We start from the raw sequence: 13,996 nt of genomic DNA, 5'->3' as shown, positions 1-13,996 counted from the left end.
TGCCAACTAGGGTCCCGCCGCGCATGGATAAGACCTACCAGCCGCACGCTATTGAAACTTCCTGGTACCAGACCTGGGAGTCCGAGAATTATTTCGCTCCGCAAGGTGCGGGCGATTCCTACACCATCATGATTCCGCCACCGAACGTCACTGGCAGCCTGCACATGGGCCATGGCTTCAACAATGCGATCATGGATGCGTTGATCCGTTTCCGCCGCATGCAGGGCCGCAACACCCTGTGGCAACCGGGCACCGACCACGCCGGTATCGCCACGCAGATGCTGGTGGAGCGCCAACTCGAAGCCACCGGCCAGAACCGTCACGACCTGGGCCGCGAGAAATTCCTGGAGAAAGTCTGGGAATGGAAGGACCAGTCCGGCGGCAACATCAGCCGTCAGATCCGTCGCCTGGGTTCGTCCGTCGACTGGAGCCGCGAGCGCTTCACCATGGACGACGGCCTGTCGGAAGCCGTGAAAGAAGCCTTCGTGCGCCTGCATGAAGACGGCCTGATCTACCGCGGCAAGCGCCTGGTCAACTGGGACACCAAACTGCACACGGCGATTTCCGACCTCGAAGTGGAAAACCACGACGAGAAAGGCTTCCTGTGGAACCTCAAGTACCCGCTGGCCGACGGCGCCAAGACCGCTGAAGGCCACGACTACCTGATCGTCGCCACCACCCGTCCGGAAACCATGCTCGGCGATGCCGCCGTGGCCGTGAACCCGAACGATGAGCGCTATCAGGCCCTGATCGGCAAGTTCGTCGAGCTGCCGCTTGTCGGCCGCCGCATCCCGATCATCGCCGACGACTACTGCGACCCCGAATTCGGCACCGGCTGCGTGAAAATCACCCCGGCCCACGACTTCAACGACTACGAAGTCGGCAAGCGCCACAACCTGCCGCTGCTGAACATCTTCGACAAGAATGCCGCCGTACTGCCGGCCTGCCAGGTCTTCAATCTGGACGGCACGCTGAACGCGAGCATCGACGGCAAGATCCCGGCCGAATACGTCGGTCTCGACCGTTTCGAAGCGCGCAAGCAGATCGTTGCCGCCTTCGACGCCGCCGGCCTGCTGGTCAGCGTCGACGACCACAACCTGAAAGTGCCGAAGGGCGACCGCTCCGGCACCATCATCGAACCGTGGCTGACCGACCAGTGGTACGTGTCTACCAAGCCGCTGGCTGAGCCTGCGATTGCAGCCGTGGAAGATGGCCGCATCCAGTTCGTGCCTAAACAGTATGAAAACATGTACTTCTCGTGGATGCGCGACATCCAGGACTGGTGCATCAGCCGTCAGCTGTGGTGGGGCCACCGCATTCCGGCCTGGTACGACGAGTCGGGCAAGGTCTATGTCGGCCGCGACGAAGCCGAAGTGCGCGCCAAGCACAACCTCGGCCCGGACGTGGCGCTGCAGCAGGACAACGACGTACTGGACACCTGGTTCAGCGCGGGCCTGTGGACCTTCTCCACCCTGGGCTGGCCGCAGCAGACCGAGTTCCTGAAGAAATTCCACTCCACCGACGTGCTGGTCACCGGCTTCGACATCATTTTCTTCTGGGTTGCCCGGATGATCATGCTGACCATGCACCTGGTGAAGAACGAAGACGGCACGCCGCAAGTACCGTTCAAGACCGTGTACGTCCACGGCCTGGTGCGCGATGGCCAGGGCCAGAAGATGTCCAAGTCCAAGGGCAACGTTCTGGACCCCCTGGACATCATCGACGGTATCGACCTGGAAACCCTGGTGCAGAAACGCACCTCGGGCATGATGCAGCCGAAACTGGCGAAGAAGATCGAGAAGCAGACCCGCGACGAGTTCGCCGACGGCATCGCCAGCTACGGCACCGACGCCCTGCGCTTCACCTTCTGCTCGCTGGCGTCCACCGGTCGCGACATCAAGTTCGACATGGGCCGCGTCGAAGGCTATCGCAACTTCTGCAACAAAATCTGGAACGCGGCGCGCTACGTCCTGGATAAAGGCGAAGACTGCGGGCAGAACGGCGAAGAAGTCGAACTGACCCTGGCAGACCGCTGGATCATCTCGCAACTGCAGCGTACCGAAGCCGAAGTGACCCGCCAACTCGACCAGTTCCGTTTCGACCTGGCCGCGCAGGTCTTGTACGAGTTCATCTGGAACCAGTATTGCGACTGGTACCTGGAACTGTCCAAGCCAGTGCTGTGGGACGAAAATGCGCCGGTCGAACGCCAGCGCGGCACCCGTCGCACCCTGGTGCGCGTCCTCGAAGTGGCACTGCGCCTGGCGCACCCATTCATGCCGTTCATCACCGAAGAAATCTGGCAGCGCCTCGCGCCGCTGGCCGGTATCCAAGGCAAGACCATCATGCTGCAACCTTGGCCGGTGGCCAACGAAGCCCGCATCGATGAGGCTGCCGAAAGCGATATCGAATGGCTCAAGACCCTGATGCTCGGCACGCGCAACATCCGCGCCGAGATGAACATCGGCCCGGGCAAGCCACTGGCGGTGTTCGTGAAGAACGCCAGCGCCGAAGACCAGCGTCGTCTCAGCGAAAACGATGCGCTGCTCAAGAAGCTGGCCAAGCTCGAATCGATCACCGTATTGGCGGATGACGCCGAAGCGCCACTGTCGGCGACCGCACTGGTCGGCGACATGGAAGTGCTGGTGCCGATGGCCGGCCTGATCGACAAAGGCGCGGAACTGGCCCGTCTCGACAAGGAAATTGCACGCCTGCAAGGCGAAGTGCAGCGGGTCGGCGGCAAGCTGTCCAACGCGGCATTCGTCGACAAGGCACCGGCTGAAGTAATCGACAAAGAACGCGCCAAACTGGCCGAGGCCGAACAGGCCCTGGGCAAGCTGGCGGAGCAACATGCGCGGATTTCCAGCCTGTAAGGGCTAGCCGTGTGAAAAAAGAGACCTGCGGGTCTCTTTTTTTTCCTTTGCAAACCCGATCAATGTGGGAGGGGGCTTGCTCCCTCCCACATTTGATCGAGTTGACCTCAGGATGTGTGACAATGCCCACCACTTTGAGCCAACACCAGAATCATCATGACCGCCCCCAGCACACCGAAACCTCCGCGCAAGAAGCCCAAGACCGCCGCCACGGCCAAACCCGTCGTGCCGCGCAAAGAGGCCAGCCTGCACCCGCGCAACCGCCACCAGGGCCGTTACGACTTCCCGGCGCTGATCAAGACCACGCCGGAACTGGCGCAATTCGTGATCATCAACCCCTACGGCAAGGAAAGCATCGACTTCGCCAGCCCGGACGCCGTGCGCGTATTCAACCGGGCGCTGTTGAAGTCCTTCTATGGCGTGCAGCATTGGGACATCCCGGCGGATTACCTGTGCCCGCCGGTGCCAGGGCGTGCCGACTACGTCCACTTCCTCGCCGACCTGCTGGCCAGTGTCAATGACGGCGAAATCCCCCGCGGCGCGCCGGTCAAGGTGCTGGACATCGGCATGGGCGCCAACTGCGTCTACCCGCTGATCGGCTACAGCGAATACCGCTGGCACTTCCTCGGTTCGGAAGTCGACCCCACCGCCGTCGCCGCCGCCAAGGCCATCGTGCAGTCCAACGGCCTGAACAAGGCGATCCAGCTTCGCCAGCAAAGCAACCCCAAACAGATCCTGCTGGGCCTGCTGGAACCGGGCGAGCGCTTTGATCTGACCATGTGCAACCCGCCGTTCCACGCGTCCATGGACGAGGCCACCAAAGGCAGCGAACGCAAATGGCGCGCCCTGGGCAAGGCTGACCCAAAACGCAAGTTGCCGGTGCTGAACTTCGGCGGCCAATCGGCCGAACTGTGGTGTGAAGGCGGTGAAGCGCGCTTCGTGACGCAATTGATCGCCGAGAGCGCGCACTTTGCCCACAAGGTGTTGTGGTTCAGCACCCTGGTGTCGAAAGCCTCGAACCTGCCCGCGATCGAGACCGCGCTGAGAAAAGCCGGCGTGCTGCAAAGCCAGGTGGTGGAAATGTCCCAGGGCCAGAAACAGAGCCGCTTTGTCGCCTGGACCTTCCAGACCCCATCCGAGCAGCAGGTATGGCGCCAGCGCTGGGCGCGCAAAGACTGAGCCTAAATCCCGGGCAACAAAAAACCGTGCCCGGATCGCTCCGGCGCACGGTTTTTTTTTGCTGCGCCTTACTTGTTAACAGCGTCGGTCAGGCCTTTGGCCACAACCAGCTTGATAACTTTCTTGGCAGCGATTTCGATGGCAGCGCCAGTCGAAGGGTTACGGCCAGTACGGGCAGGACGCTCGGTCACTTTCAGTTTGCCAACGCCTGGCAGAGTGATTTCGCCGCCGTTTTCCAGCTGATCAGCAACAACTTGGCTCAGTTGGTCCAGCAGAGCGCGCACGGTGGTTTTCGGTGCGTCTACTGCTTCAGCCAGGTCAGCGATCAGTTGGTCTTTAGTAATAGCCATTGTGGTGTTCCTTCCCTATCAAATTCATATGGATTGCAGAGTGCAGTGTCAGCCGTCGAGCCCGACCGTCAAGGCCTGGCATCCCCGGCTATAACCTCGGAGATCGGGGTTATAGATGCTTGAAACGAGGATTGGTTCGACCTGACAAATACTGAATGCACGCTTAACGCCGAGTCTTGGGCGTAAGACCGGGCAAAACTAGCACAGAGACGGGGAAATATCCGCTTCTACCTACCCATTTGGTCAGCTTTATCGCTCTAAACCGTGAAAAAAAGGCATATGGCCCGTCGGAGGCCTTCCAAAACACCTTCAAAGCACGTCTTGGCCAATGGGTGCGGTACACTGGGCGACTTTTCGGGGAGGCCAACCGCTCCCCTATCAACCAGCCGAGAAGCCTATGCCGATCCGTCATTGCATCGTCCACCTGATCGACAAAAAACCCGACGGCACACCCGCAGTTCTCCACGCCCGCGACTCCGAACTTGCCGAGTCGGCCGCGATCGAGAACATGCTTGCCGACCTCAACGAGAGCTACAACGCCAAACAAGGCAAGGCCTGGGGTTTCTTCCATGCCGAGTCGGGCGCGCACCCGTTCAGCGGCTGGTTGAAGGAATATTTCGACGGTGGCCAGGATTTCACCACGTTCAGCCGCACCGCCGTCGAACACCTGCAGAAGCTGATGGAAGAGTCCAACCTGTCCACCGGCGGCCACGTGCTGTTTGCCCACTACCAGCAAGGCATGACCGACTACCTGGCCATCGCCCTGCTGCACCACAGCGAAGGCGTGGCGGTCACCGACGAACTGGACGTGACGCCATCGCGCCACCTCGACCTGGGCCAGTTGCACCTGGCGGCGCGGATCAACGTGTCCGAGTGGCAGAACAACAAGCAGTCCAAGCAGTACATCTCGTTCATCAAGGGCAAGAACGGCAAGAAAGTCTCGGAGTACTTCCGCGACTTCATCGGCTGCCAGGAAGGCGTCGACGGCCCGGGCGAAACGCGCACCCTGCTCAAGGCGTTCAGCGACTTCGTTGAAAGCGAGGACCTGCCGGACGAAACCGCCCGCGAAAAGACCAAGACCCTGGTGGACTACGCCAGCAGCCAGGCCAAGCTCGGCGAGCCGATGGGCCTGGAAGAACTGTCGGGTCTGATCGATGAAGATCGGCCTAAGGCGTTTTATGACCACATCCGCAACAAGGACTATGGGCTGTCGCCGGAGATCCCGGCCGACAAACGCACCCTCAACCAGTTCCGCCGCTTCACCGGGCGCGCCGAAGGGCTGTCGATCAGCTTTGAAGCGCACCTGCTGGGCGACAAGATCGAGTACGACGAAGCCGCCGGCACCTTGATCATCAAGGGCCTGCCGACCCAACTGACCGACCAGCTCAAGCGCCGCAACTGATGCTCGGCGGGGTCCTTAAAAAAGTCCTGCTGGTGTTGCTGGTGGTGGTGGCGATCCAGAACTGGGGCAAGGTCGAACGGCTGTTCAACCCGTCCCAGGTGGTCCCGGAGCAAACGCGGGCCTCGGCGCGCGTGGTGCTCTACTCCACCGAGTGGTGTGGCTACTGCAAACAGATCCGCCGCTTCCTCGACCAGAAAGGCATTCCGTACCAGGCGCTCGATATCGAAAAAGACGCCCAGGCGCGCAAGGCCTATGAAGCGTTGGGCGGCGGCGGGATTCCGTTCGTGGACGTGAACGGCACGTTGATTCGCGATTACAGCCCCGAGAAGATCATGGCGGCGCTGAAGTAATCAGCGCACCACGATCAGCCGCCCCAGCAGCGTGTGCTGCTCGAACCCCAGCACCGCTTGCAAGCCATTCAGCACGGCTTGCGGATCGTTGCTCGGGAAGCTGCCGCTGACACGCCGGGAGCCCACTTCGTCGTTGAGCAGCAGGATGCGCCCAGGGTAGTAACGCTGCAGATCCTCGATCACCTCGGCCAGCGGTGCCTTGTAGTAGTTGAGCCAGCCGTCGCGCCAGGCCAGGCGAGATTCGCTGTCGACCGCGTGCAGGGGCTCGGCCACGCTCTCGGCGTAGCTCATTTGCTGGCCCGCCGTAAGAATTTGCTGCGCACCCTGCTTGGCCGGCGTGACGCCGACCCGCCCCGACAACACTGTCACCTGCGCGCCCGCCGGTTGCAGACGCACTTCGAACTGCGTGCCCAGCACCCGTGTTTCACCACTGCCCGCGCCCACCACAAATACCGCGCCGGTGTGAGTCACGCTGAAAAAGCCCGCGCCGCGCCGCAGTTGGACATGCCGCTCACCTTGGCTGAAATCCACGGCGATGGCGCTGTCGGCATCCAGGGTGACGCGGGATTGATCGGCCAGGGTCACGGTTTTCACCTCGCCCGGCGCCGTCACGTAGTCCGCCCCCAGGTCATCGACCCAGCGCGACGGTTGCCAGCCGCCGCCCATGCACACCATCAACACCAGGCACGCGGCCATGGCCAGGGCGCCCACCCCGCGCATGGCCCGTGAGCGCTGCGAGGTGTGCATCGCATTCAGGTAGCCGTGTAAGGCCAACGCGTCTTCGTCCGCCAGTTTACGCGCCGGCACTTCGCTCAACTCCCATAGCACCTGGGCCTGGGAATAGGCCTCGACGTGTGCCGGATCAGCCCGCAGCCAAAGGCTGAAGGTGGCCTGGTCGCCGCTGCTGGGCTGGTCGTGCAACAGGCTCAGCCAGGCCAGTGCGGCCTGTTGCTGGTCGGGCGTGGGAGTGACGTTCACGGTGCTTTCCCTGGCGTGCGTGGAGACAATGGCTCGCGAAGGCTGGCTTTGCAGGCTTCGAGGGCACGCATCATATGTTTTTCCACGGCACTTTGGGACAGCCCCATGGCCTTAGCGATTTGCGCGTATTTGCGGCCATGGATGCGGTTGAGCAGGAAGATCTGGCGGGTGCGCTCGGGCAAGCTGCGCAAGGCCGCCTCGACGTGGCGCAGGTCGTTGCCGGCCTCCAGTGCAGCCTGGGGTTCGGAGCCTTGATTGTCCTGCTGCTCGGGCAACCAGCCTTCGTTGCTGCGCACCCGCGCGCCTTCGCTGCGCAGGTGGTCGATGGCGATATTGCCGGCGCAGCGCAGCAGGTACGTGCTGAGTTCTTCGACCTGCACCAGCGGCCGGCGCCAGAAGCGCAGGAACAAGTCCTGCACCAGGTCGGCTGCAGTGGCACGACAGCCCACGCGCCGGCTGACCAGCGCTTCCATCTGCGAACGCTGGGACAAAAACACCTGCAGGAAATGCGCGCGCCCACCCGCCGCGTCCGCGTGCGGGCTGTCCTGGGGTTCCGGTGGCGTACTGATCATCATGCGCGGCTCACAGGGTGGCAAAGGCTGCGACGGGACCGGCCAGCAGGCCGACGCCCGCCAGGCTCAAGGCCAACCTCGGCCAATACGGCAACAGCAGCACCAGCAGCAGCGCGCTGAGCATCAACACCGCGCACCACTCCACCAGGCCTTGGGCCCACCCCGAGGCAGCCACCGCTGGCCAGATCGATAGCGTCAAGCCCCCCCCACCGACCGCGCGCAACCCCAGGCGGCGGCGCGGCGACGGCTTGCTGCGCAGCAGTTCGCCATGGTGACGGTCGGTGGACAGGCACAGTGCGGTAAACCCGACGTAGCACATCAGCCATGCAAGCAGCATTCAATGCGCCTCCGGTTTGAGAGTGAGCGCGCGCGCCCGTTCGGCCTTGGGCTGGGGCGCCGTGCGGTGGTGCATCTTCCAGGCGGCCCAGGCGAGGAATACCCCGCTGCCCAGGCACGTCAGGTCGAAGCCGGCCATGGCCCAGTCGCCCGTCGCCAGTGACACGCCCAAGTGGTGCGAGGTGGTCAGCGCGTTGAGCGCAGGGATCGCGCCAAACAACAGCGCGCCAACGCTCAGTTGCTCGACCCAGGCCTGGCGCCCTCGGCGCAGCATGGCGTGCAACAGGCTCAGGCCCCACGCGATAAAGAACATTTGCACTTCCCAGTCGGCGCGCTGGGCGAAGCTCACCGGCAACAAACGGTTGGCCCAGAAGAACGCCGCGATGGCGATCAACAACCCGGACATGCTGGCGATATTGAGCACTTCGACCAGGCGCAGCTCAAACGGCATGCCGCCGGTTTTGGCGTGCTTGAGCTGGCGCTTGCCGAGCCAGATCACCAGGCCGGTGCCGATCATCGCGGTGCCCGCCAGCCCACAGATAAAATACAGCCAGCGCAACACCGGGCCGGCGAAACGGCCCATGTGCAGGCCATAGAAACTGCCACCGATCGCCGCCGGCAGCGATTGCTCGGCGCTGACCCGCAGCCGCTCGCCGGTACTGCCGTTGAACGACACGGTGCTGCCGAAATCATGCACCACGCGGTCGGCGCCGGCGCGGACCACATTGACCGAGGCATTCGCATCACTCGGGTTATTCACCACCAAACGCCCGACATGCCCGCCCGCCCACTGCGCCCGCGCCTGTTCGTACATCGGCAGCAACGGCAACAATGTGCCGGGCTGGCCCAGCGCCGGGGCGTTGTCGGTGGCGGGGAACACCTCGTTGAAGAAGGCCCGGCTGTCGTTGCCGTAAGAGGCCACGATCGGGGCCGGCATGACCATGCTCATGAAGATCACCAGGCTGCTGTAGGTGATCATCAAATGAAACGGCAGCACCAGCACGCCCACGGCGTTATGCCCGTCGAGCCAGGAGCGCTGGCCCTTGCGGGGGCGGAAGGTGAAGAAGTCCTTGAAGATTTTTTTGTGGGTGATGATGCCGGTGATCAACGCGACCAACATCACCATCGCGGCGAAGGTGGATAACCAGCGGCCCCAGGGGTACGGCATTTGCAGCTGGAAGTGGAAGCGATAGAAGAACTCGCCGCCCATGCTTTCGCGGGCTTGCACGGCTTGGCCGCTGACCGGGTCGAGGACTTTCTGGATGAAGTTGCCGCGTTTGCCCGGGTCGACCTTGTCTTGCCACATCACCGACAGGCCAGGGTCGCGGCTGTTCGGCAAGGTAATAATCCAGCGCGCGGCGGTGGGCGCCTGCTGCTGCAGGTAGGCTTGGGCCACCGCGAGGCTGCGCCCATCGTCCAACGGCCTGGCCTGCACTTCGGGCTGGGTCCAATGGCTGATTTCATCCTTGAAATACGACAAGGTGCCCGTCAGGAAAATCGCAAACAGCAGCCAGCCAAAGATCAGTCCGGCCCAAGTGTGCAACCAGGCCATGGCCTGGCGGAATCCTTCTTTCATGTGCGTGCCATCCATACACCCACACCTGCCAGGGTCGCGAACAACGCGCTCGGCAGCATCACGCCACACCAGGCACGCCATGCCGTGCGGCAGGCAAAGCACCACAGCACCGCCAACAGGTAGAACACAAACGAACTCATCATCCCGGTGATCACTGCGTCGGCGCGGGACGTGGGCAGCCACAGCGCCAGGCAGACGGCGGCCAGAGACGCCATCAGATAGCCGCCGACCACAGCGGCCAATGCGCGTGACGTGACAGCGAGGCGGTAAGCGGCGGGAAGCGAGGTTTTGCTTTTCATGCGGGGAGCGCCAGGTTCATCAGAGCGCAATATTAATGATAAATATTCTCATAAGCAAAAGAGAACGGATGAATCACCTGCTCGAAGGCGTGAGATCTAGCTGCCCGCCAGGCAACTCGGGGTGCCCGCGACCAGGGCGTCGATGGCGCAGCGCGTCTTGGCCGGCATGTGCGCCGCGGTGGGCCAGATCACATGGATCGGCGCGGGTTGCTCGCGGTAGCTCGGCAGTACCGCTTCCAACTGCCCGCGCAGCACATAGTGCGCGATCAGCCAGCTCGGCAACCAGGCCAGGCCCACGCCAGCGATGGCGGCATCGGCCACGGCCTGGAGGTCGTCCATCATCAGCGGCGAGGCGACCCGCGCGCGGTGCGGGCGGCCTTGGGCATCATTGAGTTCCCACTCCAGGCGTGGCGCATTGCAGCGGTAGGCAATGCCGCGGTGCCCGGCCAAATCCTCGAGACACTCGATTCGACCGACGCGGCGCAAATACGCCGGCGCCGCCGCCAGGCCGATGGCCTGTTCGCCCAGGCGCCGCGCGCTCAAGCGGTCGGTGTCGGGTAACGCGCCGATTCGCACCGCCAGGTCGAAGCCTTCCTGGGCCACGTCGATCAGCCGGTCAGAAAACGAAATATCAATCTCCAACTGCGCAAAACGGTCCAGCAAACCCCACAACGCCGGCGCCGCGTAGTGATGCCCGAAAGCCAGCGGCAGGCTCGCCCTCAAGCGCCCGCGAGGCTGCTGCCGACCGCTTTCGAGCACAGATTCGGCCGCTTCCAGCTCGGCCAGCGCGCGCAGGCAATGCTCGTAATAAGCCTGCCCGTCCTCAGTCAACCGCTGGCGGCGGGTGGAGCGCTGCAACAGGCACGTGCCCAGGCGCGCCTCGAGGCGCGCCAAGCCTTTGCCCACGGCCGAACGGGTGAGGTTCAGCCGTTCGGCGGCTTCGGTCAGGTTGCCGCTCTCGACGATCTGCAGAAAGAGTTCAACGCCATCAAAACGTGGGGTGGCCATGCTGTAATTGTCGCCTTTGATTCCCTGATTGAAGGAAAACTTGTCACGAATAAAGAATCTACTTCCCGCGAGAATGACACGCTCCACCTCTCGAAAGGAAGACCCCATGCCTCCCGCCGTCGCTGTATCGGCTGTCAGCCCATCAAGCTCCGCCAGAAACGCGCTCGCCCTCACCGCCGTGTGCCTGGTGGCGCTGATGTTCGGCCTGGAAATCTCCAGCGTGCCGGTGATCCTGCCCACGCTGGAACAACAATTGGGCACGGGTTTCCAGGATGCCCAATGGATCATGAACGCCTACACCCTGGCCTGCACCAGCGTACTGATGGCTGCCGGCACGCTGGCCGACCGCTTTGGCCGGCGACGCATGCTGGTGCTGTGCCTGTGGCTGTTTGGCTTGGCCTCACTGGCCTGCGGGCTGGCTGAAGACGCGTCCCAGCTGATCACGGCGCGTTTCGTCCAGGGCGTGGGCGCCGGGGCGATGATGATCTGCCAGTTCGCGATTTTGTCGCACCAGTTCCGTGAACCGGCGGCGCGGGCGCGGGCTTTTGCGGTGTGGGGCGTGCTCGCGGGCCTGGGCCTGGGCTTCGGGCCGATGGTCGGGGCGTTGATCCTGGCGGTGGCGGACTGGCGCTGGGTGTTTCTCGTACATGTGCCGCTGACCTTGCTGACTCTGGTGCTGCTGCATGTCAGCGTGCAGGAGTCGCGCGACCCGGCCAGCCATCGCCTCGATATCGCCGGCATGCTCACCTTGACGCTGTCGGTGTTTGCGTTGGTTTATTTCATCACCCAAGGCACCGAGAATGGCTTTGGCGCACCGGCCATGCTGGGCTGGGCCGGCCTGTCGCTGGCCGCGCTGCTGCTGTTCAGCTTGATTGAGCGGCGCAGCGCCCATCCGATGTTCGATTTTTCGGTGTTTCGCATCCAACGCTTCAACGGCGCGTTGATGGGGTCGATCGGCATGAACTTCAGCTTCTGGCCGTTCATGATCTACCTGCCGTTGTACTTCCAGGCGGGCCTGGGCTACGACACCCTGACCACCGGCAGCGCCCTGCTCGCCTATACCCTGCCCACATTGCTGGTACCGCCGCTGGCCGAACGCCTGGCCCTGCGCTACGGCGCCGCACGCATCATCCCGCTGGGCCTGGGGGTGATGGGCACCGGTTTTCTGGCCATGGCCGCTGCCAATGGCGCCGCGCATCCAAACATCGTGCTGGTGCTGTTCAGTTGCGCGATGGCCGGCGTGGGCTTGGCGCTGACCAACTCACCGACCACCAACACCACCACCGGCTCGGTCTCGGCGGATCGCGCCGGCATGGCCTCGGGTATCGACCTCAGTGCGCGGCTGATCACCCTGGCGCTGAATATTGCGCTGATGGGTTTGGTGCTCTTGCTGGGGATCAGCCATCAACTGGCCGAAGTGCTGCCCGAAACCAGCGCACTGGATTGGCCCGCGATCAGTCAGCACATTGCAGCGGGCAAGCTGGAAGTGCTGAGCTCGATGGGGCTGGCGCGCGCGGATGCCCAAGCGGCGCTGCGCCACGGCGCAGGTTGGGCGATGTTGTTTGCGGGCGTAGGGGCGTGTGGGTTGGCGTGGTTGAGCGGGTATTTTTTCCGACGCAGCAGGTAAACAAAAACGGGCCTGCATCTGCAGGCCCGTTCTCAGTGGGGAATGAAAAAACTGTCAGCTGTTAATTGCAGCGTTTTCGTTTTCCAGGAATTCCTCTTCAAGCGCGTCATCATTCACTTTGTTGGCCGGCACATTTTTCGCGGCAGCGCGTGGCTTGCCTTGCAGTTTGCCGAACAGGTGTTCCAACGCATGGTCCAGCTTGGTCGCGGCACCGTCGATCGCCAGTTCCAGCGTATCGGCTTTATGCAGCACCGAAAGCGGTTGATGGCCCTTTGGCCGTGCTTCCAGGCGGCAGCTTAAATCGTGGGGACCGGGCTTGTCGCCGTTCTCATCCCGCAGGTAGACCTCAACGCGGGTCAGGTCTTCTTCATAACGTTCGAGCGTGCTTTCAATGGTATTACGTACCCACTCCTCCAGTCGGATGCTGCTTTCAATATGGTTATCGCTATTGACTTGGATTTGCATAGTTCTTCCCTTATTTCAGCTAGCTCGCGAGAGGTCACAAACTGCAACACCGGGGTGGTGAAACCATGACCTCTTGATTACACAATTGAGCAGTCAGAGAAACAATTCAACCCCTTTGAAAAGATAAATCCAACATTACAAATTAACCCTGACTACAAGCAAAAACGCTGGTAGGGTGGGGAGTTAGTTACATCTTCCTACCCCCCGCAATCTTCATCGTTGCCCCGCGCGCGCCTGCTTGCGCCGCCGACCAATCATGCACCGCATTCTCGCTATTGCCCTGAAACAAAGCACGACACCAACCCACGTGGGAGCCGGCTCGCCCGCGATAGCCGTCTCTCAGCCGAGGATTCATGAGCTGATCCCCCGCAATCGCGGGCCAGCCCTCTCCCACAGGTGTGTTCCAGCGTCAGACAGGTCGCTGTACGGCACGGCCCTTGCTGTACAGCTGATGAGGCAAACGGATGTTGTGAACCCTCAGCGACGGAGTGGCCGGTGGTCAGGCAACGCGAACTAATCCAGACCTCGGTCGTCAATGACTGCATGTTCTTATCAGGCGGTAACGCACCATGGACAATCCTTTTCAGATCATCACCGACACCTTCACCCCACAATACCGGGTCAACCTGAGCATCCAGCGCCTGGATGGCAGCATCATGCTGACCCTCTCGAATGAGCAGGGCGTGGTGGTCAAGCGCATGATCAGCGCCGCACAACGCAACGACCCGCAACGGCTCAAGCGCCTGGTGCAAAGCATCCAGTTCGGCATTGCCATCGAGCAGGGCCACAGCGCCATGGAAATCCTGGCAGTGATGACGGACGGGGACAGTCACAAGCTGTTGCAGCGACCGCCCACCCGCGCCCAGCCCTTGAGCGTCAGGTTTTAAACGCTGTTTCAGGGCTCTCACCCATGCGGCGCGGGCCTTGCACCTTCACCGACGGAAACGCCGAAGAATAACCATGGGTACGTTTTTGATCACCACC

General features: G+C 62.4%; 14 protein-coding genes. 6 read left to right on the top strand and 8 right to left on the bottom strand.

Features of this window, described 5'->3' with window-relative positions:
- Positions 1 to 23 precede the first annotated feature (23 nt).
- Entirely contained in the window at positions 24 to 2,870 is a 2,847-nt protein-coding gene (locus tag LQ249_RS06320) for a valine--tRNA ligase (RefSeq protein WP_057004307.1), read from the top strand.
- Positions 2,871 to 3,026: 156 nt separating this feature from the next.
- The gene (rlmF, locus tag LQ249_RS06315; RefSeq protein WP_046384592.1) at positions 3,027 to 4,049 is read left to right on the top strand and encodes a 23S rRNA (adenine(1618)-N(6))-methyltransferase RlmF; all 1,023 of its coding nucleotides are present in this window, start codon (positions 3,027 to 3,029) and stop codon (positions 4,047 to 4,049) included.
- Positions 4,050 to 4,117: 68 nt separating this feature from the next.
- Here rlmF and LQ249_RS06310 read toward each other — a convergent pair whose 3' ends face one another.
- A complete protein-coding gene (locus LQ249_RS06310) occupies positions 4,118 to 4,399 on the bottom strand; it encodes an HU family DNA-binding protein (RefSeq protein WP_003188840.1) in 282 nt (93 codons plus the stop codon).
- 397 nt (positions 4,400 to 4,796) lie between these two features.
- Here LQ249_RS06310 and yejK point away from each other — a divergent pair, with 397 nt between their 5' ends.
- Both yejK and LQ249_RS06300 read left to right on the top strand, forming a co-directional pair.
- Positions 4,797 to 5,801, top strand: coding sequence for a nucleoid-associated protein YejK (gene yejK, locus LQ249_RS06305; RefSeq protein WP_017844533.1), 1,005 nt, complete (start codon positions 4,797 to 4,799; stop codon positions 5,799 to 5,801).
- The gene (locus LQ249_RS06300; RefSeq protein WP_017844532.1) at positions 5,801 to 6,151 is read left to right on the top strand and encodes a glutaredoxin family protein; all 351 of its coding nucleotides are present in this window, start codon (positions 5,801 to 5,803) and stop codon (positions 6,149 to 6,151) included. Before yejK ends, LQ249_RS06300 begins: the two co-directional genes overlap by 1 nt.
- On the opposite strand, the gene LQ249_RS06295 is transcribed toward LQ249_RS06300, so the two are convergent.
- The 6 genes from LQ249_RS06295 to LQ249_RS06270 form a co-directional block, all read right to left on the bottom strand.
- Positions 6,152 to 7,129, bottom strand: coding sequence for a FecR family protein (locus LQ249_RS06295; RefSeq protein ID WP_057004305.1), 978 nt, complete (start codon positions 7,127 to 7,129; stop codon positions 6,152 to 6,154).
- Entirely contained in the window at positions 7,126 to 7,704 is a 579-nt protein-coding gene (locus LQ249_RS06290; protein WP_232566265.1) for an RNA polymerase sigma factor, read from the bottom strand. Before LQ249_RS06290 ends, LQ249_RS06295 begins: the two co-directional genes overlap by 4 nt.
- Before the next feature lie 7 nt (positions 7,705 to 7,711).
- Positions 7,712 to 8,038 (bottom strand): DUF3325 domain-containing protein, encoded by a 327-nt coding sequence (locus LQ249_RS06285; RefSeq protein WP_108525912.1) that lies wholly within the window; start codon positions 8,036 to 8,038, stop codon positions 7,712 to 7,714.
- Entirely contained in the window at positions 8,039 to 9,613 is a 1,575-nt protein-coding gene (locus LQ249_RS06280) for a PepSY domain-containing protein (RefSeq protein ID WP_128191562.1), read from the bottom strand.
- Entirely contained in the window at positions 9,610 to 9,912 is a 303-nt protein-coding gene (locus LQ249_RS06275) for a DUF3649 domain-containing protein (RefSeq protein WP_046384598.1), read from the bottom strand. The genes LQ249_RS06280 and LQ249_RS06275 overlap by 4 nt, the downstream gene beginning before the upstream one ends.
- A gap of 96 nt (positions 9,913 to 10,008) precedes the next feature.
- Positions 10,009 to 10,920 (bottom strand): LysR family transcriptional regulator, encoded by a 912-nt coding sequence (locus tag LQ249_RS06270; RefSeq protein ID WP_026139741.1) that lies wholly within the window; start codon positions 10,918 to 10,920, stop codon positions 10,009 to 10,011.
- Positions 10,921 to 11,026: 106 nt separating this feature from the next.
- On the opposite strand from LQ249_RS06270, the gene LQ249_RS06265 reads away from it, so the two are divergent.
- The gene (locus tag LQ249_RS06265; protein ID WP_232566264.1) at positions 11,027 to 12,547 is read left to right on the top strand and encodes an MFS transporter; all 1,521 of its coding nucleotides are present in this window, start codon (positions 11,027 to 11,029) and stop codon (positions 12,545 to 12,547) included.
- Positions 12,548 to 12,601: 54 nt separating this feature from the next.
- Here the strand turns inward: LQ249_RS06265 and LQ249_RS06260 are convergent, their stop codons facing one another.
- Positions 12,602 to 13,012 (bottom strand): HPF/RaiA family ribosome-associated protein, encoded by a 411-nt coding sequence (locus LQ249_RS06260; RefSeq protein ID WP_046384600.1) that lies wholly within the window; start codon positions 13,010 to 13,012, stop codon positions 12,602 to 12,604.
- Positions 13,013 to 13,581: 569 nt separating this feature from the next.
- Between LQ249_RS06260 and LQ249_RS06255 the strand changes: the two genes are divergently transcribed.
- Positions 13,582 to 13,899, top strand: coding sequence for a DUF3509 domain-containing protein (locus tag LQ249_RS06255; RefSeq protein WP_057004300.1), 318 nt, complete (start codon positions 13,582 to 13,584; stop codon positions 13,897 to 13,899).
- Positions 13,900 to 13,996 lie beyond the last annotated feature (97 nt).

It is taken from the genome of Pseudomonas sp. 7-41, assembly GCF_021233075.1.
Taxonomy (GTDB): domain Bacteria; phylum Pseudomonadota; class Gammaproteobacteria; order Pseudomonadales; family Pseudomonadaceae; genus Aquipseudomonas; species Aquipseudomonas veronii.
This window is presented reverse-complemented; position numbering and strand designations above follow the sequence as displayed.

Coding starts and splice junctions, on each gene's coding strand:
- LQ249_RS06320 (WP_057004307.1), top strand. CDS start 24: ATGGATAAGACCTACCAGCCGCACGCTATTGAAACTTCCTGGTACCAG.
- LQ249_RS06265 (WP_232566264.1), top strand. CDS start 11,027: ATGCCTCCCGCCGTCGCTGTATCGGCTGTCAGCCCATCAAGCTCCGCC.
- LQ249_RS06255 (WP_057004300.1), top strand. CDS start 13,582: ATGGACAATCCTTTTCAGATCATCACCGACACCTTCACCCCACAATAC.
- rlmF (WP_046384592.1), top strand. CDS start 3,027: ATGACCGCCCCCAGCACACCGAAACCTCCGCGCAAGAAGCCCAAGACC.
- LQ249_RS06300 (WP_017844532.1), top strand. CDS start 5,801: ATGCTCGGCGGGGTCCTTAAAAAAGTCCTGCTGGTGTTGCTGGTGGTG.
- LQ249_RS06275 (WP_046384598.1), bottom strand. CDS start 9,912: ATGAAAAGCAAAACCTCGCTTCCCGCCGCTTACCGCCTCGCTGTCACG.
- LQ249_RS06270 (WP_026139741.1), bottom strand. CDS start 10,920: ATGGCCACCCCACGTTTTGATGGCGTTGAACTCTTTCTGCAGATCGTC.
- yejK (WP_017844533.1), top strand. CDS start 4,797: ATGCCGATCCGTCATTGCATCGTCCACCTGATCGACAAAAAACCCGAC.
- LQ249_RS06290 (WP_232566265.1), bottom strand. CDS start 7,704: ATGATGATCAGTACGCCACCGGAACCCCAGGACAGCCCGCACGCGGAC.
- LQ249_RS06310 (WP_003188840.1), bottom strand. CDS start 4,399: ATGGCTATTACTAAAGACCAACTGATCGCTGACCTGGCTGAAGCAGTA.
- LQ249_RS06280 (WP_128191562.1), bottom strand. CDS start 9,613: ATGAAAGAAGGATTCCGCCAGGCCATGGCCTGGTTGCACACTTGGGCC.
- LQ249_RS06285 (WP_108525912.1), bottom strand. CDS start 8,038: ATGCTGCTTGCATGGCTGATGTGCTACGTCGGGTTTACCGCACTGTGC.
- LQ249_RS06260 (WP_046384600.1), bottom strand. CDS start 13,012: ATGCAAATCCAAGTCAATAGCGATAACCATATTGAAAGCAGCATCCGA.